The sequence below is a fragment of the Mycobacterium sp. NGS68 genome, from assembly GCF_059812195.1.
This window is the reverse complement of the sequence record NZ_JCALCE010000032.1, coordinates 1-19,812: the sequence shown is the minus strand read 5'-3', so window position 1 is coordinate 19,812 and position 19,812 is coordinate 1. Positions and strand designations below refer to the sequence as shown.

Here is a 19,812-nt window from a genome sequence, read left to right as displayed (position 1 = left end):
CGTGACGATATCGGCCACCTCGGCCAGTGCCGCGGTGGAGGAAATCTATTCGCCAGCCATCGCCTCGCGCAGGCTCAAGGGGCGCATGTCGGTCCAGGCACCCTCCACGTAGGCAAGGCAATTCGCGCGGCTGTCCGCGCCGAAGACCGCGCGCCAGCCGTCGGGCACCGCGGCGAACGACGGCCACAGGCTGTGTTGCTGTTCCTCGTTAGTCAGGACGTAGAAACGAGCGGTATCGTCATCAAACGGATTGGTACTCACCGGTTCTTCCCACAGGCTTGGCGTCGGTTACCCCGAGATGGGCGGCCAAGACCCGGTCGGACATCAGTCCCAGGCAGCTCAGGTTCGGGAACCCGGGGCCTTCGTTCAGGCCGGAGAGGTTGGGCAGGATCAACTTCGGGGTGATCGAGGCGACGGACAGGTCGTGGTCGATGGACTCCTCGAGTCGCTCGCCCGTCAGTGGCCCGCCCAGCGCCACCTCCAGCGCATCCAGGGCGGTCGGGCTCAGCAGTGGCATGAACCACAGTGCGTCCGCGCCCGATCCGTCGATGACGAGGTCGAAACGGTGCAACGTCTCCAGCGGTTCACCGCTGCGGTCGTTGCGCAGCGTGATCCAGATGGTGGCGTCCCGATCGGCCACGCGAACCACACGCCCGCGCAGATGCTTGATCCGCTCGTCGGCCAGCAGCGAATCCTGAACCCGCGCGGAGAAGACACCGCGGTCGGTGCGAGCGATGCAGTCGCGTCGTTCGCCCAGCGAGAGGCTGCGCCAGCCCGTGGGATCGGAAAACAGGGAGTTCTCGAAGAAGCCCTCACCGCGAGTGAACAGCGTTGCCTGCGGCGAGATCGCCGTGATCGACGAAACCCGGTGGTGGAAAAGCTCGTTCAGCATCGACGCAGCGGTCTCGCCGCCGCCGATGACCGCGACGTGCTCGGCGACGATCCGATCGCGGCCGGCGGCGCGTTCCCAGAACTGGGCGATCGACAGCACGCGCGGGTCACCGGTTCGGATGCACCGCTCGGCCTGACCCGGGCCGGTGATCATCACCGTATCGGCGGACAGCCGCGACTCGGTCGTCTGCAATTCCCACTGCGACCCGTCGACCAAAATCTGAACCACTTCGCCGCGAACGACTTTCAGGCCCGCGACCTCGGCGGCCCAGCGCAGGTACTTCGACCAGGTGTCGTGGGTGGGTGACGGCCTGCCGCGGTCGATCCAGCCGACGAACTGGTCCGTCGCGATCAGATACGACTGCCAACTGAACCGCATCATCTGCTCGTCGATTTCGGCGTTGCGACCGGGCACCAACGACGACCGGTAGGGAAATCCGACGTCCTTTTCCGGGCTGGTACCCAAGCGTTGCCGGCCGTCCGTCCAACCGCCCCCGGCGCGCCAGTTGGCCGCAACACCGGAACGCTCGACGGCGACCACGTCGGCCACCTCGACGCCCATTTCACGCAGCACCGCCGCCTTCGCGGCGACCGCCACCGCCTTAGCGCCGGCTCCGACGATTGCGAGCGTGCCGCTCATCGTGCATCGGCCCCACTCACAACCCCCACCTCCGTCAGCAAAATTAGCTCAGGCTGCCCTAACTTTTGTGTACGCTACCCTATAGCCCGGAGGCGGGACACTCCTGCCCCGAGGGAGTCCTGAGTTGTCAGTTACCCCTGACGGATTCGTGCCATTCCCACCCCGGCGCGCGTCCGCATACCGGGCGGCTGGCTACTGGACCGGCCGCACCGTCGACTCCCTGTTGCGAGACGCGGCCACGGCATGGCCCGACCGGGTGGCCGTAGTGGATCCCCACGCCAGGCATACGTACTCTGAGCTGGACAAACTCGTCGACCGAGCCGCCGCCGGGTTCGCGGCGCTGGGGATCGCGCCCACCGACCGGGTGCTGCTGCAGCTGCCCAATTCGTGCCGATTCGCCGTTGCGCTGTTCGGCCTGCTGCGCGCGGGAGCCATCCCGGTGATGTGCCTGGCCGGGCATCGTCTTGCCGAGCTGAGCCACTTTGCGCAGGTCAGCGGAGCCGTCGGGCTGGTCATCGCCGGGCAGGCCGGCGGCTTCGACTACCGCGCGATGGCCGAGCAGCTGGTCGCGTCGCACCCGCACGTCCGCCATGTCGTCGTCAGCGACGCGGGGGGCGATGCCGGCGCGTTCACATCGTGGTCGGACCTCCCGGACGGCACCACCCCGCGAATCGCCGCCGACCCCGCGTTGCCCGCGTTGCTGCTGGTGTCCGGTGGTACCACCGGCGCCCCGAAGCTGATCCCCCGAACGCATGACGACTATGTCTACAACGCCACCGCCAGCGCCGAGCTGTGTCGGCTGACGCATGATGACGTGTACCTGGTCACGCTGCCGGCCGCGCACAACTTCCCGCTGGCGTGCCCCGGCATCCTGGGCGCGATGAGTGTGGGCGCGACAACCGTTTTCAGCACCGACCCCAGCCCGGAGGCCGCGTTCGCCACCATCGATCGGCACGGTGTCACCGTCACCGCGCTGGTGCCCGCGCTGGCCAAAATCTGGGCGCAGGCCTGCGATTGGGAGCCGATAACGCCAAAGTCGCTGCGGCTCTTGCAAGTAGGCGGCTCCAAGCTTGACCCCGACGATGCCCGGCAGATACGCACCGCGCTGACCCCCGGCCTGCAACAGGTCTTCGGGATGGCCGAGGGGCTGCTCAACTACACGCGGCTCGACGATCCGCCGGAACGGCTCGAGCACACCCAGGGCCGACCGCTGTGCCCGGCCGACGAGCTGCGCATCGTGGACGCGACGGGCGAGCCGGTCACGCCGGGCGCAGAGGGCGAGCTTCTGGTCCGCGGGCCGTACACGTTCAACGGTTACTTTCGCGCCGGACGCGACAACGCACGCTGCTTCGATCCCGACGGGTTCTATCGCAGCGGTGACCTGGTGCGCCTGCGCGACGACGGCTACGTGGTGGTCACCGGACGGGTCAAAGACGTGATCTGCCGCAGTGGTGAAACCATCTCCGCCCAGGACCTCGAAGAACAGCTGCTGAGCCACGCGGCGATCTGGTCCGCGGCGGCGGTTCCGCTACCCGACCCCGCGCTGGGAGAAAAGATCTGCGCCGCAGTGGTTTTCGCCGGCCCACAGCTCACGCTCGCGGAGTTGAACGCCTATCTGGACGACCGCGGCGTCGCGACGCATGCCCGGCCCGACATGCTGGTAGCCCTGCCGTCGCTGCCCACGACGGCGGTCGGCAAGATCGACAAGAAGGCGATCGCGACTCAGCTCAGCGGGCGGTCGCAGTAAGGTTCGCAGGTGAGTCGATTCAGGATCGGAGTCGTCGCACTAGTCGCGCTGATTCTGCTCGCCGGCGGATGGGCGCTGCTGCGCACGAAATCACCTCCGCCGCCGACACCGTCGGACAGTGTGGCGACCTGTCCCCTCGCCAGCCTGCCGCCCGAGGTCGGCAACACGGTGCGCGCCATCCACGCAGGCGGCCCGTTCCCGTTTCCGCGCGACGACGGTGCGGTTTTCGGTAACCGCGAGCGCCACCTACCCGACCGGAAGCGCGGGTACTACCACGAGTACACAGTGTTGACGCCGGGGGCGCGGGATCGATCGACGAGGCGCATCGTCACCGGCGGAACTCCGCTGACCGATCCGGCTCAGTACTTCTACACCGGAAACCACTACGACTCTTTCTGTCTGGTCTCCGACGCGGGAAGGCAACCATGACGCCGCAGCCAAATCCAGAGGCGCCCGTGATCTTTCGGCTCGACGGCCGAAAGATCAAGTCGGCCAAGGACTTCTATCGAGAGATAGGGCGATCCGTCAACGGGCCCGGGGGCTACTTCGGGCGGAATCTCGATGCGCTGGCCGATTGCCTGCGGGGCGGATTCGGCACTCCGCAGGACCGACCGTACCGGTTCGAATGGCAACACAGCGCCTTCTCGCGTCGCTACCTGAGCGACGCACGGCCGGGGCAACTCCCGTTTTTCGATTCGGTACGCGAGGTCTTTGACGACGCCGGAGTCACGCTGAATCTCCGGTGACCGTCCGAAACTACCCGAAACGCCCCGAAACCTGCCATTGACTAATGTCACCATTTGGTATTGACTCCGTCCCATGAACGACGTCGTTCCGACCCGCGGGTCACTGAGGTCCCGCGGCGCGGCGGCGGTCTGCGCCCTGACGGTGCGACCGGTCACCGGCCTGGTGCCGCCGGAACGCGCCTGGGGCATGTGGCTGTCACGCCAACTCATCGCGCGGATCATGGGCACGTTCGGGCCCTCGCTGACGGGCACCCGCGTCGAACACGTCGACGCCACGCTGCCGGACGGACGCCGCGTGAAGGGCGAATGGGTTTACGGCCCACGCACGCCGACGAGCCCAACCCGGCGCTCGTCAACCGAAGCGGGTGCCATCTACTACGTGCACGGCAGCGGCTTCGCCATGTGCTCGCCGCGCACCCACCGCCGATTGACGTCGTGGCTGTCGTCGTTGACCGGGCTCCCGGTGTTCTGCGTCGATTACCGCCTCGCGCCGCGCTACCGCTTCCCCACCGCCGCCGATGACGTGCAAGCCGGCTGGGATTTCCTTGTCGAGACGTGCGGCCTGACACCGGAACAGATTGTGATCGGCGGAGATTCGGCGGGCGGCCACCTGGCGGTCGACCTGTTGCTGCAACCCGCGATGGCCGCGAAACCCCCCGCCGCGCTGGTGCTGCTGTCGCCGCTGATCGACTTGACGTTCGCGCTGTCGCTCGCTCGCGAACGGATACGGCCCGACCCCGCGATCCGGGTTGCGATGGCCGCCCGCCTGGTCAGTCTGTATCACGCCGGCGTCGATCCCACTCACCACCGGCTGACACTCGACGTGGCCGGCAGCGCGGCGCTTCCGCCTACCCTGATCCAGGCGGGCGGGGCAGAGATGCTGCAGGAGGATTCCCGGCAACTCGCCGCCGACATCCGCGCCGCCGGCGGGCGATGTGAGCTGCAGGTGTGGCCCCAGCAGGTGCATGTCTTCCAGGCGCTGCCACGGATGACGCCCGAGGCCGCCAAGGCCATGGCCTACGTCGCGCGGTTCATCACGCATGCGTTGCAGGATTCGCGCACCTACGCCGAGGAGGCGGGCTGATCATGTTCGGGCCACTGGACAGGCTGTTGCGCAAGTCGGACACCACGAGCCACGGCGCCTTGGCGGTGGTGACCGGCGCCGGCAGCGGGATCGGCGCGGCGTTCGCCGTCGAACTCGGCCACCGCGGCGGTTCGGTGGTGTGCAGCGACATCGACGAAGCCGCGGCGCAGAACACCGCCGACGCGATCGTCGCGCAGGGGGCGAAGGCGACCGCAATCCGCTGCGACGTATCGCAATTCGACGACGTCGCCGCCCTCGCCGAGCAGTCACAGGCGTGGTTCGGCGCGCCGCCCACCCTGGTGATCAACAACGCCGGCGTCGGGGCCGGCGGCGCGGCGATCGGCGAAGTGCCGCTGGACGATTGGCTGTGGACGCTGGGCATCAACCTGTGGGGACCCATTCACGGCTGCCACGTGTTCACCCCGATATTGCGCGAAGCCGGCCCGTCCCATGCTCCGCGCGGCATCATCAACGTGGCCTCCGCGGCGGCGTTCGGCGCGGCGCCCGGGATGGCCGCCTACAACGTCAGCAAGGCCGGTGTGCTCTCGCTGTCGGAGACCTTGGCGGCCGAATTGTCCGGCACCGCAGTGCGGGTCACCGTGCTGTGCCCGACCTTCGTCAAGACCAACATCGTGGCCTCGGGCCGGATCGGCGAGCAGTCCGGTGAACTGGCCACCAAACTCATGCGCTGGACCGGCTTTTCGGCGCAGAAGGTGGCCCGGATATGCCTGGACACCCACGATCGCGGCGAGCTCTACTGCATGCCGCAATTCGACGCGAAGATCGGTTGGAACATCAAACGTCTGGCCCCGCAGTCATATACGCGCGCGGCCGGCCTCATCTCCCGAGCCGGATTGTCCTAACGTAAGGAGCTCACCGTGGCAATCGAAATGGAAGCCATGCTCGCTAAGATCAAGGATCGGCAGTGGGCCCTCGCCGATATCGACTGGGAAGCTCCGGGCGCCGAGACCATCCGGCCCGAATTCCGCCCGAAGCTCAAGGCCTTCATGGCCGACCTGTGCTGGATCGAAAACATCGGCGCCCGCGGCTTCGCGGCGCTGGCCAAGAAGGCGCCCAACTCGACCATCGCCGAGATCTACCGGTATTTCCACGCCGAGGAACAGCGCCACGCCAACGCGGAGTTGGCGCTGATGAAGCGCTGGGGCATGCTCGAGGACGGCGAAGTCCCCACGCCGAACGTCAACATCCGGTTGGCCATCGAATGGCTGGACGCCTACTCCGACGACATGCCGTTGTCCGTGCTGGGCACGGTGATCCCGATGCTGGAGGTGGCGCTGGACGGCGCGCTGCTCAAGTTCCTGCTGGACACGGTGGAAGATCCGGTCTGCCACCAGGTGTTCGAGAAGATCAACAACGACGAATCACGGCACATCGCCGTCGATTTCGAAGTGCTGGAGATGATCGGCCACGCCACCGCGCGCCGCCTGGCCATCGAGTTCGTCGGCACCGTCGCGACTCCCGGCCTGATCATCGGCGCCCTCATGTATGTCCCGCTGCTCAACCGCATCCGCAACGAGATGGCCGGCATGGGCATGGAGGCCGAGCGTCTCTTCAACGCGGTCAACCGGTTCCGGCAGCTCGGCGAGCGCGGCAGGCGCACCCCGCGGGTGCCCGCCTACAAGGTGCTGAAGCGGCACGCCGGCTGGGTGGTCAATCCGCGGCACCCCTACCAGCTGCTGGCCAATTCCATGGTGTGGCTGTCGGATTTCTATCCGAAACCCATGCTGCGGCCGATGCCGAGCTGGTCGCGGGAACTCACCCACGAACCGGCGGCCTGATCATGGCGCAAGATCGCGTCTACGCGACGCTGATCATCGGGGCGGGCTTCTCCGGGCTCGGGGCGGCGATCCGGTTGGCCGAAGCCGGTGTGACCGACGTCGTCATCCTGGAGCGCTCCGACCGGGTGGGCGGAACGTGGCGCGACACCCGGTATCCGGGCGCCAGCTGCGACGTGCCGTCGCTGCTGTACTCGTACTCGTTCGTGAAAAACCCGAAGTGGTCACGGACCTACTCCCCCGCCCCGGAGATCTACGCTCACATCGAGGAGATGGCGACGCGCTTCGAGATCCGCCGCCACATCCGGTTCAATCACGAGGTCAAGGGGCTGGCGTTCGATGAAGCGGCTGGCGTCTGGACCGCAACGACCAAGAATCGCAAACGTTTTCGCGCCCGCACCGTCGTGCTGGCCTCCGGCCCGTTGTCGGACGCCAGTTTCCCCGACATGCGCGGCCTGGACAGCTACCAGGGACACAAGATCCACAGCGCCCGCTGGGATCACGACTACGACTTCACCGGCAAGCGGGTCGCCGTCATCGGCACCGGCGCCAGCGCGATCCAGATCATCCCCGAACTGGTGAAGCAGGCCGGCTTCGTCAAGGTATTCCAGCGCACCCCGGGCTGGGTGCTGCCGCGGCTGGACGTCGCCACCCCGCCCGCGGTGCAGGCGGTGTTCGCGAAAGTCCCCGCCACCCAACAGCTTGCCCGGCAACTGCTGTTCTGGGGCCACGAGGCCACCGCGACCGCGATGGTGTGGAACACGCCGCTGACTTCGCTCGTGGCCCGACTGGGCCAGGCCCACATTCGCGCGCAGGTCAAGGATCCCTGGCTGCGCCGGCAGCTCACCCCGGACTTCGCGCCGGGCTGCAAGCGCATGCTGATATCCAGCGACTATTACCCCGCGCTGCAACGCGACAACTGCAAGCTCATCGACTGGCCGATCGCGACGCTGAGCCCGGTCGGCATTCGCACCAGCGACGGCATCGAGCACCACCTCGACTGCATCGTGTTCGCCACCGGCTACGACGTCCACCTCACCGGCCCGCCATTCGAGGTCACCGGGCTGGGCGGCCGGTCGCTGGCCGACGACTGGGCGGGCGGCGGGCAGGCCTACAAGAGCATCAACGCACACGGATACCCGAACCTGTTCTTCATGACCGGTCCAAACTCCGGTCCCGGCCACAACTCGCTGCTGGTCTACATCGAAGGCCAACTCGACTACGCGGTGCGCGGCATCACCACGATCCTGAACGAGGATCTGCGCTATCTCGATGTGCGCGAAGAGGTCCAGCGCCGCCACAACGAACGCATCCAGCGCAGGCTCACCAAGACGACCTGGATGTCCGGTTGCCGCTCTTGGTATCTCACCAAGGACGGGTTCAACGGCTCTATGTACCCCGGCACCGCGACCCAGTATCTTCGGCAGATGCGTGATTTCCGCCCTTCGGACTATGCAGCGGTCGCCAACGCGGCCCGTACCCTGGCGACGTCGTCAGCCTGACGCGTCGCCCTGATATGGCACCCGACCGACCCGCGCGGCCCGAGCCCGGCACGATCGCCAGCGTGTTGCACAACGTGCGACGCGCGCCCAGGCGTGTGCAACGGCAGTCACGCGAGCTGCGCGAGTTCGTCGAGACCACGGTGTCACAGCTTTTCGACGCCGCGGTCCGCCATCCGCACGACATCGATGCGTCCGGTGAGTACCGGATCGACGACCTGGCCCGACTGGCCGGCACCACCACCCGCAACATCCGGGTCTACCGCGACCGCGGGTTGCTGCCGCCGCCGTTGCGCGTCGGCCGCGTCGCGCTGTTCAACGACACGCATCTGACCCGGCTTCGGCTGATCACCTCGATGCTGGACCGCGGCTACACCATCGCCCATGTCCGGGAGATGCTCAGCGCGTGGGAAGAGGGCAGGAACCTCGGCGACATCCTCGGCCTGGAGACGGCAATCGCGGGCACCTGGACCACCGAGACGCCGCAGACGATGTCGGTTTTCGAAGCCCGGCGACTCGTCGACGATGCACCCGCCTTCGAACGGCTGCTGGCGCTGCAGATCATCCGCGTCGACGACGAGCAGGCGACGATCACCCGGCCCAAGCTCGTCGAGGCCTTCAACGAGATCCGTGGCTACGGCATCGGCACCGACAAGCTCATCGACCTATACGAACAGACACTGCCCAAGATCGACGAGATCAGCGACATGCTGGTGCGCGCCGGCGCGGAGCACGTCATCGACCGCATCAAACCGGGCGCGCCGCTGCCTGCCGATTCCGAAATCGCCGAGCTGATCACCATGCTGGTCCGATTCCGCACCCAGGCCGTCGCGACCGTCACCGCCACGCTGGCGTCCTCGATCGAATCGACCATCGAGTCTTTGGTCAGCCGCGTTCTCGCCGACCACCTGCAGCAATCGGCCGACGCGGAAACCGGGCTCAATGCCCGCTAAGCGTCAGGGTCCCTTCGGTTTTCAGCACCCTACGGGCGGTGATCTTCTCGGTCCGGCGGGCCTCGCGTTCCAGATAGCGCTGCTTTGACTCGTCGAATTTGTTTGAGGCCTCCTCGAGTTCCTTGATCAGCAGGCCCAGATCGTCACGCATTCGGGCGGCCTCCCCGGTGAAGTCTTCGCGTTCGAAGATGCGCCACTTCTTCAGTACCGGCATGACCACTTCGTCGAGGTGGATCCGCGGGTCGTAGACGCCGCCGACGGCGATGATCACAGCCTTGCGCCGGAACTCGGGCACCGTGAAGCCGGGCATCTTGAAGTTGCGCAGAATCCGATGCAGTGACCTCATCGCCTGGTTGGGCGCGATCTCCAGGCCGGCCTCACTGACGTCGCGGTAGAAGATCATGTGCAGGTTCTCGTCCGCCGACACCCTGGCGAGCAGCCGGTCGGCGATCGACTCGTTGCAGGCTTTTCCGGTGTTGCGGTGCGACACGCGGGTCGCCAACTCTTGAAACGACACGTACATGACCGAGTCGAACACGCTCTCAGCAAACAGGTCGCCCTGCTGGTTCTGGCCCGGACTGAAGCCCCTCGTCATTTGCTCCAACCGCAGCTTCTCCAGTTCGACCGGGTCGACCGACCGCGTGACCACCAGGTAGTCGCGCAGGGCGATGCTGTGCCGGTTCTCCTCTGCGGTCCACCGGTTGACCCACTGCCCCCACGGGCCGTCCATGCTGAAGTTCATCGCGATCTCGCGGTGGTACGAGGGCAAATTGTCCTCGGTCAGCAGATTCTGCACCATCGCGACCTGCGCCACGTCGGAGAGCCGGCTCTGCCCGGGCTCCCAGTCCTCACCGCCGAGGGTGTAGTAGTTCTTGCCGTCCGACCAGGGGATGTAGTCGTGCGGGCTCCACTCTTTGAACATCGAGAGGTGGCGGTTGAGCAGTCGCTCCACGACGGGCTCGAGTTCACGCAGTAACTGCATATTGCTCAGGTTGTTGGACACCGACTCTCCCAGCTATGTGTATCGACCAGTAACAGTCAATGTATATGTGTCGTGCGGTTACATCAAGTCGACACGCCCGACGCCGGGCCGACCAGGCCGAGATCACCGTCGTAGCGCGGATACAGCAACCGGCCCCGACCGCTGACGGGATCGGTGAAGAACAGCAGGCGCGGACCGTGTTCGCGCGCCCGCTCCACCGCGGCCTCCTCGGCGAGTTCCGGCGCCGGACGGGGATTCACGATCAGCGGCACCGGCGGGCCGCAGGGCGCCGGCGCGTTCTTGTCGGACCAGCCCGGCGGATACACCTGGCGCTGGCGTGCCAGCCGCAATCCGGACGGTCCCGCCCGGTACACCACCGCGTCCTCGCCCGTTTCGGCGTCGACGAACAGGTGCGCGTCATAGTCCATCGCATCCATCACCCGCACCGCCTCCATCGGGGTGATGCGCTGCGGCACAACCGTTTTACGACGGACCAGGTCGGCATCGCCGGATATGGACCGCATCCGGCGGGTCAGATCCGGCCAGGGCCGGGGGCGCCAGCGCCCGCCCAGGCTCCCGAGGTGACGATCCAGCCTGGCCAGCGCCGGCAGCGTGTCGTCGATGCCCGCCGTGACGGCCTGGACGCGGGCGGGCGCGTCATGCACCGTCAGGTTCACCTGCAACACCATCGGCCCGCCGCCGCACCTACCGGTCTTCAGCCGCACCCGGGCGCCGCCGGCGACGTCGTGATCGGCCAGCACCCGGCCTACGGCACGCCCTATCCCCTCGGCGGTGACGGCTGGCACGCGGCCGCTGGAAAGCACTAAGACGTCGGGGAATTCCCGCGCCGATCGACACTGAAGTGCATGCACGATCGAAGCCTCGCCGCTCGCGGCGGCATCCACTAGGGACTAAAGGCCCCTCTACTGGCGCGCGACGAGATACGGCGCCAGCGTAGAGAGCTTTTCGCAGGTCTCCTCGAATTCCCGCTCAGGCTGCGAGGCTTCGATGATGCCGGCGCCCGCCCGCAGCCAGGTTCTGCCGTCGCTCTCGTAGACGGCCCGCAGCGTCAGCGCGGCATCCAGGGCGCCGTCGGCCGAAATGGACACGACCGCACCCGAATACATGCCGCGCGGCCCCTGGTCGAGGCGCAGGATGGCTTCGACGCCGGCGGCTTTCGGGATGCCCGACGCGGTGACCGCCGGGAAGAGCGCCTCCAGCGCATCCATTCGGTCGTTGGCCGGGTCCAGGCGCGCACTGACCGTGGAGCCGAGATGCTGGACGCTCCCCCGCTCGCGCACCGTCATGAAGTCCGTGACGGCCGCGGTGCCCGGCTCGGCGACCTCGGCGATCTCCTGTAGCGAGCTGCGCACCGAGATCGCGTGCTCGACAATCTCTTTGGAATTCGACTCCAGCTCGTCGCGGGCCTCGCGGTCACGCACCAGACCACGACCGAGCGCGCGGGTACCGGCCAACGGCTCGGTGACGACCTCGCCGTCGTTGTGCACGGCCGTGACCAACTCCGGGCTGTAGCCGACGGCACGAACTCCACCCAGCCGCAACAAGAACGACCGCACCGGGGTGTTGTGGCGTCGGCCCAGCCGGTAGGTCGACGGGAAGTCGAGCGCGAACGGCACCTCGACGGACCGGGACAGGATCACCTTGTGGTAACCGCCGGCCGCGATCTCGCGGACCGCCGCGGCCACGCGATCGCGATAGCGGGACGGGTCGGCCGATATGTCGAGCGCACGTGGGGGCCGTACGTCGCGCACGCCGCGACGCAATACCCGGCGCACGGTCTCGCACACGTGATCGTCGGCGCCGAACAGCTGAACCGCTTGCCGCGACACCACGATTCGGGTGCGGGGCCAGAAGATCCGGGCCAGCGGTGTTTGTGGCGCCAGTCGCTCCTGCAGGCCGTACCGGTAGACGCCGAATTCGAAGGTTATCCAGCCGAACACCTGGTCGGTCTCCAGCAGCAGCCGATCCACCGTCTCGGCCAGAACGGCTCCCGGCCGGCCCGACCACTGCTGGCGCTGGGTGACGCCGTCGCGAATGACGCGCACTTCGTCGCTGTCCAACTCGACCATGGCCTGCACACCGATGGCCAGCACCCATTCGCCGTCGCTCTCGTAGAGCAGGTATTCCTCGCCGGCACGCTCCGGCAGCACTGCCGCCAGTTCGGCCGCCAGGTCGGCCGGGTCGATATGGCCGGGCCATTGCAGCGGCTGCGACTCGATGCCTATAGAACTAGCCCCCACGCTGACCTCGGTCACAGCTAGTAAATGTAGCCTAACCTATGAAATTTCGCGCGGTCCGGTTGGCGCGTCAGCCGCTGACCTGCGCCGACCCCGCGGATCCCGCCGACACCGCACCCGCGGATGCCGTCGCCGGCGACTTGGCGCAATGCCGCGGCAAATGGCCGGTCGCGCGGCGCGGGCGCGGTCGCCGCCGGCGCCGGCGTTGACCGCAAAAATGGGCCGATTCGGCGTGTCGGCGAACATTTTTAACGCATTTTTAACCGGCCTCGGCAGGGGTCCCTCCAGCTACCACCCGCGCTTACTCCCAGCAACCCATTGATCCGTCGGCCAAGCACGTGCTGCCCAGCGGAATCCCGAACGATCCCGAGCGCCCGGCGGTCGGCGTTGCCGCGCTCACGATCGACCGAAAGGCTGGCGTACTTATGGTTTCGCGGGTCCTCGCACCGGGGCGACCACCGGCCCGCACCCGCCACCGGCGTGCCGCCCGGCAAGACAACGCAAGTCGCACGTCCGTGTCCGGCGGGCGCCGACTTCCGCCGCCAAGTAAACGGCAAACCACTCGCAAACTGTGCGTTGCGCAACCAAAAGAGGGGCGCCGAGCGCGCCCGTTCCAATGCACATTTACCTGTCAATTTGCTGAGTGGCGGATTTGAATAGGCAGGGCTAAGTTTCCAGATTTGTCTGGATATTCATGGTCGCTCCGCGGACTCACGGTGCTTCTCGGTACCTCCATGACCACCGCACCGCACCGACGAGGGGAGGCAGGTAATGCTGCAAGAGTTCTGGCACAACTTCACCCACAACCTGTTCAAACCGCTTCTGCTGTTCTTCTACTTCGGCTTCCTCATCCCGATCCTCAGGGTGAGATTCGAATTCCCGTACGTGATCTACCAGGGCCTCACCATGTACCTGCTGCTGGCCATCGGCTGGCACGGCGGCGAGGAGCTGGCGAAGGTCAAACCGGCCGACATCGACAACATCGCCGGTTTCGTGGCGCTGGGCTTCATCTTGAATTTCATGATCGGCGGCCTGGCCTACTTCCTGCTGAACCGCCTGAAATCCATGCGCCGGGTCGATAGGGCCACGGTCGCCGGCTATTACGGGTCCGACTCGGCGGGTACCTTTGCCACCTGCGTCGCCGTCCTGACCAGCGTCGGCATCGCGTTCAACGCGTACATGCCGGTGATGTTGGCGGTCATGGAGATTCCCGGCTGCCTGGTGGCCCTGTACCTGGTCGCGCGGCTGCGTCACCGCGGGATGGACGAGGCGGGCTACATGCCCGACGAGGCGGGCTACACCCCACCGGCCAAGGTGGCGTTCGGGCCGGGTACCGCGACGCGGCCCGCGCGCGGCCAGTCGCTCGATACCCAGAACGATCGAGGGGTCGAACAGGAACTGGAGCTGTCGCTGGAGAAGTCCGAGCACCCGGAGTGGGAGCCGGACCCGGTCGGCACCGGCAAGTCGCCCCGACTGCTCAACCGTGAGCTGCTGCAGGAGGTGTTCCTGAATCCCGGGCTGGTGCTGCTGCTCGGTGGCATCATCATCGGCCTGATCAGTGGGTTGCAGGGCGAAAAGGTCATTCACGACGACGACAACTTCTTCGTGCTGGCGTTCCAGGGCGTGCTGTGCCTGTTCCTGCTGGAGATGGGCATGACGGCGTCGCGGAAGCTGAAGGACCTGCGGGCGGCGGGCTTCGGTTTCATCGCGTTCGGCCTGCTGGTGCCCAATCTGTTCGCGTCGATGGGGATCATCGCGGCGCACACCTACGCCTATGCCACGGCCACTGCGCTGAAGCCGGGGACCTACGTGCTGTTCGCCGTGCTGTGCGGTGCGGCGTCGTATATCGCCGTCCCGGCGGTCCAGCGGTTGGCGATCCCCGAGGCCAGCCCGACACTTCCGCTGGCGGCGTCGCTGGGTCTGACGTTCTCCTACAACGTCACGATCGGAATCCCGCTGTACATCGAGATCTCCCGAATGGTGGGGCACTGGTTCCCGACCGGCTGACGCCGGCTACCCCAGCAGCGTGCGCACCACCGCATCGGCCAGGAGCCGTCCGCGCGGCGTGAGGACCAGCCGGTCCTCCTCGGCGACCAACAACCCGTCCGCGACGACGGCCGCGGCGCGCTCGCGTTCGTCGTCGCCGAGCCGGGCCAGCGGCAACCCCTGGCGCAGCCTGGTCCGCAGCATCACGTCCTCGGTGTGCAGCAGGTCGGCCCCGAGCTGCTCGAAGCCCGCGACCGGCAACGTCGCGCCGGCCAGCATCTCCGCGTAACTGTTGGGGTGCTTGGTGTTCCACCACCGCGTCGCGCCGACGAAGCCGTGCGCGCCCGGTCCCGCGCCCCACCACTGCCCGCCGTCCCAGTAGCCGAGGTTGTGGCGGCACTCACCGCCGGGGCGGGCCCAGTTGGAGACCTCGTACCAGGCGAATCCGGCCGCGGACAGCCGCGCGTCGACCAGCTCGTAGCGGTGCGCCAGCACGTCGTCGTCGGGAGCGGCCAGCTCACCGCTGCGGACCCGGCGCGCCAGCGCGGTGCCCGGCTCGACGAGCAGCGAGTACGCCGACACGTGGTCGACGCCCGTCTCGACCGCCGTGTCGACCGAGCGCAGCAGGTCGTCGTCCGACTCCCCCGGCGTGCCGTAGATCAGGTCCAGGTTGACGTGCTCGAAGCCGGCGGCCAGCGCCTCGCGGGCCGCGGCGGCCGACCGGTTCGGCGTGTGCACCCGGTCCAGCACCCCCAGCACGTGCGGCACGACCGATTGCATGCCCAGCGACACCCGCGTGTAGCCGGCCGCCCGGATCGCGTCGAAAAACTCGGGCCAGGTCGATTCCGGATTGGCTTCGGTGGTGATCTCGGCATCCGGGGCCAGCGCGAAGTGCTCGCGCACCATGTCGAACAGCGTCGTCAGGCGCTCGCCGCCCAGCAGCGACGGCGTGCCGCCGCCGACGAACACGGTGTCCACCGCCGGGGCGTCCAGCCGTGCGGACGCCAGCTCGAGCTCCGCCCGCAGCGCCTGCAGCCAGGCATCCGGGTTGACCCCACCCAGCTCGGCCGGGGTGTAGGTGTTGAAATCGCAATATCCGCAGCGGGTTATGCAGAACGGGACGTGCACGTACACGCCAAACGGAGCCCCGGGGCTCCGCTGCAAGCCTGGCAGCTCGGCGGGCGCCTGGCGAAGGGTCATGCCACATGATCCCACGACAGGCCGCACCACGATTCACAGCGGATTCTCGGCTTTGTTTACCTAATCAACCAAAGTTACCGGCGTAGTTTTAATCACCGTGAGCGGAAATTTGACCTGGTTGTACGGTCGGCCAAGATCCATGGCAGAATGGCAGCCGTGACCGTCGCCCGCCCCAGCCTGCGCATCGCCTTGGTGGCTCGGCGGCATATCGACCTCAAGCGCGTTTGCAGCTGTTGCTGTCTCCCTTGACGTCGTAGACCCAGCCCACCTGTACGACCAGCTGGCCGCCGGATCTGCGCCTCCCAATCAGAACCGGTGAGGTGCGCCGTCACGCCCGCGAATGTTCGCGAAGGAGAACACCCGCATGACCACAGCCCGTCCCGCTAAGACCCGCGACGAGGGCCAGTGGGCGCTGGGAAGCCGCGACCCGCTCAACCCCAACGAGGAGATGAAGCAGGCCGGCGCGCCGCTCGAGGTGCGGGACCGCATCCTCAACGACTACGCGAAGAACGGCTTCGACAGCATCGAGAAATCCGACCTGCGGGGGCGTTTCCGCTGGTGGGGCCTCTACACCCAGCGCGAACAGGGGTACGACGGCAGCTGGACCGGCGACGAGAACACCGACAAGCTCGAGGCCAAGTACTTCATGATGCGCGTGCGCTGCGACGGCGGCGCGATCTCCGCGGCGGCGCTGCGCACGCTGGGCCAGATCTCCGTCGAGTTCGCCCGCGACACCGCGGACATCTCCGACCGCCAGAACGTGCAGTACCACTGGATCGAAGTGGAGAACGTCCCCGAAATCTGGCGACGCCTCGACGAGGTAGGGCTGCAGACCGCCGAGGCGTGCGGCGACTGCCCGCGTGTGGTGCTGGGCTCGCCGCTGGCCGGCGAGTCGCTCGACGAGGTCCTCGACCCCACCTGGGCGATCGACGAGATCGTCCGCCGCTACATCGGCCAACCCGATTTCGCCGACCTGCCGCGCAAGTACAAGACCGCCATCTCCGGTCTGCAGGACGTCGTTCACGAGGTCAACGACATCGCGTTCATCGGCGTCAACCACCCCGAGCACGGGCCGGGCCTGGACCTGTGGGTCGGCGGCGGCCTGTCCACCAATCCGATGCTGGCCCAGCGGCTCGGCGTCTGGGTTCCGCTGGACGAGGTGCCCGAGGTGTGGGCCGCGGTGACGTCGATCTTCCGCGACTACGGCTATCGGCGGCTGCGCGCCAAGGCGCGGCTGAAGTTCCTGGTCAAGGACTGGGGCGTAGAAAAATTCCGCGAAGTTCTGGAAACCGAGTACCTCAAGCGCCCGCTGATCGACGGGCCGGCCCCCGAGCCGGTCAAGCATCCGATCGATCACGTCGGCGTGCAGCGGCTGAAGAACGGGCTCAACGCCATCGGCGTCTCCCCGATCGCCGGGCGGGTGTCCGGCACCATCCTGTTGGCGGTCGCCGACCTGGCCGAGCGGGCGGGCTCGGACCGCATTCGGTTCACCCCGTATCAGAAGCTGGTCATCCTCGACATCCCCGACGACAAGCTCGAGGAGACGATCGCTGGGCTGGAGAAGCTGGGACTGCCATCGCGGCCGTCGCATTGGCGCCGCAATCTCATGGCGTGCAGCGGGATCGAGTTCTGCAAGTTGTCGTTCGCCGAGACTCGGGTCCGGGCACAGGATCTGGTGCCCGAGCTGGAGCGCAGGCTCGATGACATCAACGCCGCGCTAGACGTGCCGATCACCGTCAACATCAACGGCTGCCCGAACTCGTGTGCTCGAATTCAGGTGGCCGACATCGGCTTCAAGGGCCAGATGGTCGACGACGGCGACGGCGGCTCGGTCGAGGGTTTCCAGGTGCATCTGGGCGGCAGCCTGGGCCTGGACAGCGGCTTCGGCCGAAAGCTGCGGCAGCACAAGGTCACCAGCGCCGAGCTGGGCGACTACATCGACCGGGTGACCCGGAACTTCGTCAAGCACCGCGACGAAGGTGAGCGCTTCGCGCAGTGGGCGATTCGGGCCGAGGAGGACGACTTGCGATGAGCGAAGCGACCAGGCTGACCGAAGATGAACTGCGCGAGCTGGCGTCTCGCGGCGCGGCCGAGCTCGACGGCGCCGACGCTACGGAGCTGCTGCGCTGGACCGAGGCGAACTTCGGCGGGATCAACGGCCCCCGCGGCTGGGCCACCTGCAATTACGTGGTGGCGTCGAACATGCAGGACGCCGTGCTGGTCGATATGGCCGCCAAGGTGCGACCGGGCGTGCCGGTGATGTTCCTGGACACCGGCTACCACTTCGTGGAGACCATCGGCACCCGCGATGCGATCGAATCCGTCTACGACATCAGGGTTGTCAACGTCACTCCCGAGCACACGGTGGCCGAGCAGGACAACCTGCTGGGCAAGGACCTGTTCACCAGCGACCCCGGCGAGTGCTGCCGGCTGCGCAAGGTCGCCCCGCTCGGCAAGGCGCTGCGCGGCTACTCGGCGTGGGTGACGGGCATCCGCCGGGTGGAGGCCCCGACCCGCGCCAATGCGCCGCTGATCGGCTTCGACGAGGCGTTCAAGCTGGTGAAGATCAACCCGCTGGCCGCCTGGACCGATCAGGACATGCAGAACTACATCGATCGGCACGACGTGCTGGTCAATCCGCTTGTCTACGAAGGCTATCCGTCAATCGGCTGCGCCCCCTGCACGGCCAAGCCCGTCGAGGGCGCCGATCCGCGCAGCGGACGCTGGCAGGGGATGGCGAAGACCGAATGCGGGCTGCACGCCTCGTGACCCCTACCCTCGTGCTGACCGCGCACGGAAGTGCGGACCCACGGTCGGCGGCCAATGCGCACGCCGTCGCGGACCGGGTCGCGCGGCTGCGTCCCGGCCTCGACGTCCGGCTGGCGTTCCTCGATCACAGCTCGCCAAGCCTGGTCGACGTGCTCACCGCGGTCGACGGCCAGGCGGTGGTCAGCCCGCTGCTGTTGGCGAACGCCTACCACGCGCGCGTGGACATCCCCCGCCAGATCGCCGGCTGCGGCGCGGCCGTCGGCGTCCGGCAGGCCGCCGTCCTGGGCGAGGACGACCGCCTGGTCGCGGTGCTGCACCAGCGGGTGGCCGAGCTGGGCGTGTCCTGGTCTGACGAACGGGTGGGGGTGCTCGTGGTGGCGATCGGCACGTCCGATCCCGCGGTGAACGCGCGCACCGCGCGGGTGGCGCCGAAGCTGCTGAGGGGCACGGGCTGGGCCGGTGCGGCGACAGCGTTCGCCACCCGACCGGAGCGTTCGCTGGCTGACGGCCTGGGCCGACTGCGCCGCCAGGGCGCGCGCCGCGTGGTCATCGCGCCATGGTTCCTGGCGCCCGGGCGGCTGCCTGACCGGGTGCAGCGGTTCGCCGACACGGCCGGCATCACCATGGCCACGGCGCTGGGCGCTCACGAACTGGTGGCGGATACGGTGCTGGACCGCTTCGACGAAGCCCTGGCGGAGCGCGTCGCCGCCTGACGCGCGGTCACGCGGACGTCAGCGTCGCCTCGTCCTCGTCCGCGCCGTTGGTCGCTTCCCCGGGAATCGTGGGCACCCGGGTGGCCCGCACGTAGACGGTGTCGCCTTCCGTCAGCGCCAGCGCCTCGGCGTCACCGCGGGTGATCTGCGCGGTGAACGGCGTCCCGGTCGCGGCGCTGGTCAATTCGACCCGCACCTCGAAGCCGAGCGCCACCACCCGGTCGACGGTCGCGCGCACCACCCCGATCGAGTCCGCGGAGCCGTCCCCGCCCGCGATCGCCATGTCGGGCCGGCGGCCCACCCGAATGTCGTGGGGACGCACCAGCGCGCCGTTCAGCGAGGACACGGCACCCAGGAATGACATCACGAACGCGCTGGCCGGGGTGTCGTAGACGTCGGTCGGGGAGCCGACCTGCTCGATGCGGCCCTTGTTGAGCACCGCGATGCGGTCCGCGACGTCGAGCGCCTCGGCCTGGTCGTGGGTGACCAGCACCGTGGTGACATGGACCTCGTCGTGCAGGCGGCGCAGCCAACTGCGCAGGTCCTCG

At 67.6% G+C, this 19,812-nt stretch carries 20 protein-coding genes; 13 read left to right on the top strand and 7 right to left on the bottom strand.

Annotation, left to right across the window (positions count from 1 at the left end; translation table 11 throughout):
- Positions 1-45: 45 nt before the first annotated feature.
- Both AC5Y5V_RS25470 and mbtG read right to left on the bottom strand, forming a co-directional pair.
- Positions 46-261 (bottom strand): MbtH family protein, encoded by a 216-nt coding sequence (locus tag AC5Y5V_RS25470; RefSeq protein WP_499940727.1) that lies wholly within the window; start codon positions 259-261, stop codon positions 46-48.
- Positions 242-1,531 (bottom strand): NADPH-dependent L-lysine N(6)-monooxygenase MbtG, encoded by a 1,290-nt coding sequence (mbtG, locus tag AC5Y5V_RS25465; protein WP_499940726.1) that lies wholly within the window; start codon positions 1,529-1,531, stop codon positions 242-244. The genes AC5Y5V_RS25470 and mbtG overlap by 20 nt, the downstream gene beginning before the upstream one ends.
- A 103-nt stretch (positions 1,532-1,634) precedes the next feature.
- Between mbtG and AC5Y5V_RS25460 the strand changes: the two genes are divergently transcribed.
- The 8 genes from AC5Y5V_RS25460 to AC5Y5V_RS25425 all read left to right on the top strand — a co-directional run bounded on the left by AC5Y5V_RS25460 (position 1,635) and on the right by AC5Y5V_RS25425 (position 9,356).
- Complete coding sequence (locus AC5Y5V_RS25460) at positions 1,635-3,278, top strand: (2,3-dihydroxybenzoyl)adenylate synthase (RefSeq protein ID WP_499940764.1); 1,644 nt, start codon at positions 1,635-1,637, stop codon at positions 3,276-3,278.
- 9 nt (positions 3,279-3,287) lie between these two features.
- The gene (locus tag AC5Y5V_RS25455; protein ID WP_499940725.1) at positions 3,288-3,707 is read left to right on the top strand and encodes a guanyl-specific ribonuclease; all 420 of its coding nucleotides are present in this window, start codon (positions 3,288-3,290) and stop codon (positions 3,705-3,707) included.
- Positions 3,704-4,024, top strand: a complete 321-nt coding sequence (locus tag AC5Y5V_RS25450) for a barstar family protein (protein WP_499940724.1) — start codon at positions 3,704-3,706, stop codon at positions 4,022-4,024. The genes AC5Y5V_RS25455 and AC5Y5V_RS25450 overlap by 4 nt, the downstream gene beginning before the upstream one ends.
- Before the next feature lie 73 nt (positions 4,025-4,097).
- Positions 4,098-5,108: an alpha/beta hydrolase gene (locus tag AC5Y5V_RS25445; RefSeq protein ID WP_499940723.1), complete on the top strand. Its 1,011-nt coding sequence runs from the start codon at positions 4,098-4,100 to the stop codon at positions 5,106-5,108.
- A gap of 2 nt (positions 5,109-5,110) precedes the next feature.
- Positions 5,111-5,971: an SDR family NAD(P)-dependent oxidoreductase gene (locus tag AC5Y5V_RS25440; RefSeq protein WP_499940722.1), complete on the top strand. Its 861-nt coding sequence runs from the start codon at positions 5,111-5,113 to the stop codon at positions 5,969-5,971.
- Positions 5,972-5,986: 15 nt separating this feature from the next.
- Positions 5,987-6,907 carry a ferritin-like domain-containing protein gene (locus AC5Y5V_RS25435; RefSeq protein ID WP_499940721.1) on the top strand — a complete coding sequence of 307 codons (921 nt, stop codon included), beginning with the start codon at positions 5,987-5,989 and terminating at the stop codon, positions 6,905-6,907.
- Positions 6,904-8,406 (top strand): flavin-containing monooxygenase, encoded by a 1,503-nt coding sequence (locus AC5Y5V_RS25430; RefSeq protein ID WP_499940763.1) that lies wholly within the window; start codon positions 6,904-6,906, stop codon positions 8,404-8,406. The genes AC5Y5V_RS25435 and AC5Y5V_RS25430 overlap by 4 nt, the downstream gene beginning before the upstream one ends.
- Before the next feature lie 14 nt (positions 8,407-8,420).
- The gene (locus tag AC5Y5V_RS25425; RefSeq protein WP_499940720.1) at positions 8,421-9,356 is read left to right on the top strand and encodes a MerR family transcriptional regulator; all 936 of its coding nucleotides are present in this window, start codon (positions 8,421-8,423) and stop codon (positions 9,354-9,356) included.
- Here AC5Y5V_RS25425 and AC5Y5V_RS25420 read toward each other — a convergent pair.
- From AC5Y5V_RS25420 to AC5Y5V_RS25410, 3 genes are all read right to left on the bottom strand, one after another.
- Complete coding sequence (locus tag AC5Y5V_RS25420) at positions 9,343-10,338, bottom strand: acyl-ACP desaturase (protein WP_499940762.1); 996 nt, start codon at positions 10,336-10,338, stop codon at positions 9,343-9,345. The two genes, AC5Y5V_RS25425 and AC5Y5V_RS25420, sit on opposite strands and share 14 nt — an antisense overlap.
- A gap of 83 nt (positions 10,339-10,421) precedes the next feature.
- A complete protein-coding gene (locus tag AC5Y5V_RS25415) occupies positions 10,422-11,144 on the bottom strand; it encodes a sigma 54 modulation/S30EA ribosomal C-terminal domain-containing protein (RefSeq protein WP_499940719.1) in 723 nt (240 codons plus the stop codon).
- 117 nt (positions 11,145-11,261) lie between these two features.
- Positions 11,262-12,599, bottom strand: coding sequence for a salicylate synthase (locus AC5Y5V_RS25410; protein WP_499940761.1), 1,338 nt, complete (start codon positions 12,597-12,599; stop codon positions 11,262-11,264).
- 768 nt (positions 12,600-13,367) lie between these two features.
- Between AC5Y5V_RS25410 and AC5Y5V_RS25405 the strand changes: the two genes are divergently transcribed.
- Entirely contained in the window at positions 13,368-14,603 is a 1,236-nt protein-coding gene (locus tag AC5Y5V_RS25405) for a sodium-dependent bicarbonate transport family permease (protein WP_499940718.1), read from the top strand.
- 6 nt (positions 14,604-14,609) lie between these two features.
- Here AC5Y5V_RS25405 and hemW read toward each other — a convergent pair whose 3' ends face one another.
- Positions 14,610-15,782, bottom strand: coding sequence for a radical SAM family heme chaperone HemW (gene hemW / locus AC5Y5V_RS25400; protein ID WP_499940717.1), 1,173 nt, complete (start codon positions 15,780-15,782; stop codon positions 14,610-14,612).
- A 147-nt stretch (positions 15,783-15,929) separates the two neighbouring features.
- Here hemW and AC5Y5V_RS25395 point away from each other — a divergent pair, with 147 nt between their 5' ends.
- From AC5Y5V_RS25395 to AC5Y5V_RS25380, 4 genes are all read left to right on the top strand, one after another.
- Entirely contained in the window at positions 15,930-16,031 is a 102-nt protein-coding gene (locus tag AC5Y5V_RS25395; RefSeq protein WP_499940716.1) for an Ms4527A family Cys-rich leader peptide, read from the top strand.
- A 115-nt stretch (positions 16,032-16,146) separates the two neighbouring features.
- Positions 16,147-17,814 (top strand): nitrite/sulfite reductase, encoded by a 1,668-nt coding sequence (locus AC5Y5V_RS25390; RefSeq protein WP_499940715.1) that lies wholly within the window; start codon positions 16,147-16,149, stop codon positions 17,812-17,814.
- Complete coding sequence (locus AC5Y5V_RS25385; RefSeq protein ID WP_499940714.1) at positions 17,811-18,551, top strand: phosphoadenylyl-sulfate reductase; 741 nt, start codon at positions 17,811-17,813, stop codon at positions 18,549-18,551. Before AC5Y5V_RS25390 ends, AC5Y5V_RS25385 begins: the two co-directional genes overlap by 4 nt.
- A complete protein-coding gene (locus AC5Y5V_RS25380; protein ID WP_499940713.1) occupies positions 18,530-19,264 on the top strand; it encodes a sirohydrochlorin chelatase in 735 nt (244 codons plus the stop codon). The genes AC5Y5V_RS25385 and AC5Y5V_RS25380 overlap by 22 nt, the downstream gene beginning before the upstream one ends.
- Positions 19,265-19,271: 7 nt before the next feature.
- Here the strand turns inward: AC5Y5V_RS25380 and AC5Y5V_RS25375 are convergent.
- Positions 19,272-19,812: TOBE-like domain-containing protein (locus AC5Y5V_RS25375; protein WP_499940712.1), on the bottom strand; the 541-nt coding region annotated here is incomplete at its 5' end.

What these genes read in the sequence shown, in the direction of transcription:
- AC5Y5V_RS25395 (WP_499940716.1), top strand. Translation starts at nt 15,930, where the DNA reads ATGGCAGCCGTGACCGTCGCCCGCCCCAGCCTGCGCATCGCCTTGGTG.
- AC5Y5V_RS25450 (WP_499940724.1), top strand. Translation starts at nt 3,704, where the DNA reads ATGACGCCGCAGCCAAATCCAGAGGCGCCCGTGATCTTTCGGCTCGAC.
- AC5Y5V_RS25380 (WP_499940713.1), top strand. Translation starts at nt 18,530, where the DNA reads ATGCGGGCTGCACGCCTCGTGACCCCTACCCTCGTGCTGACCGCGCAC.
- AC5Y5V_RS25385 (WP_499940714.1), top strand. Translation starts at nt 17,811, where the DNA reads ATGAGCGAAGCGACCAGGCTGACCGAAGATGAACTGCGCGAGCTGGCG.
- AC5Y5V_RS25420 (WP_499940762.1), bottom strand. Translation starts at nt 10,338, where the DNA reads ATGCAGTTACTGCGTGAACTCGAGCCCGTCGTGGAGCGACTGCTCAAC.
- AC5Y5V_RS25440 (WP_499940722.1), top strand. Translation starts at nt 5,111, where the DNA reads ATGTTCGGGCCACTGGACAGGCTGTTGCGCAAGTCGGACACCACGAGC.
- hemW (WP_499940717.1), bottom strand. Translation starts at nt 15,782, where the DNA reads ATGACCCTTCGCCAGGCGCCCGCCGAGCTGCCAGGCTTGCAGCGGAGC.
- AC5Y5V_RS25405 (WP_499940718.1), top strand. Translation starts at nt 13,368, where the DNA reads ATGCTGCAAGAGTTCTGGCACAACTTCACCCACAACCTGTTCAAACCG.
- AC5Y5V_RS25425 (WP_499940720.1), top strand. Translation starts at nt 8,421, where the DNA reads ATGGCACCCGACCGACCCGCGCGGCCCGAGCCCGGCACGATCGCCAGC.
- AC5Y5V_RS25445 (WP_499940723.1), top strand. Translation starts at nt 4,098, where the DNA reads ATGAACGACGTCGTTCCGACCCGCGGGTCACTGAGGTCCCGCGGCGCG.
- mbtG (WP_499940726.1), bottom strand. Translation starts at nt 1,531, where the DNA reads ATGAGCGGCACGCTCGCAATCGTCGGAGCCGGCGCTAAGGCGGTGGCG.
- AC5Y5V_RS25390 (WP_499940715.1), top strand. Translation starts at nt 16,147, where the DNA reads ATGACCACAGCCCGTCCCGCTAAGACCCGCGACGAGGGCCAGTGGGCG.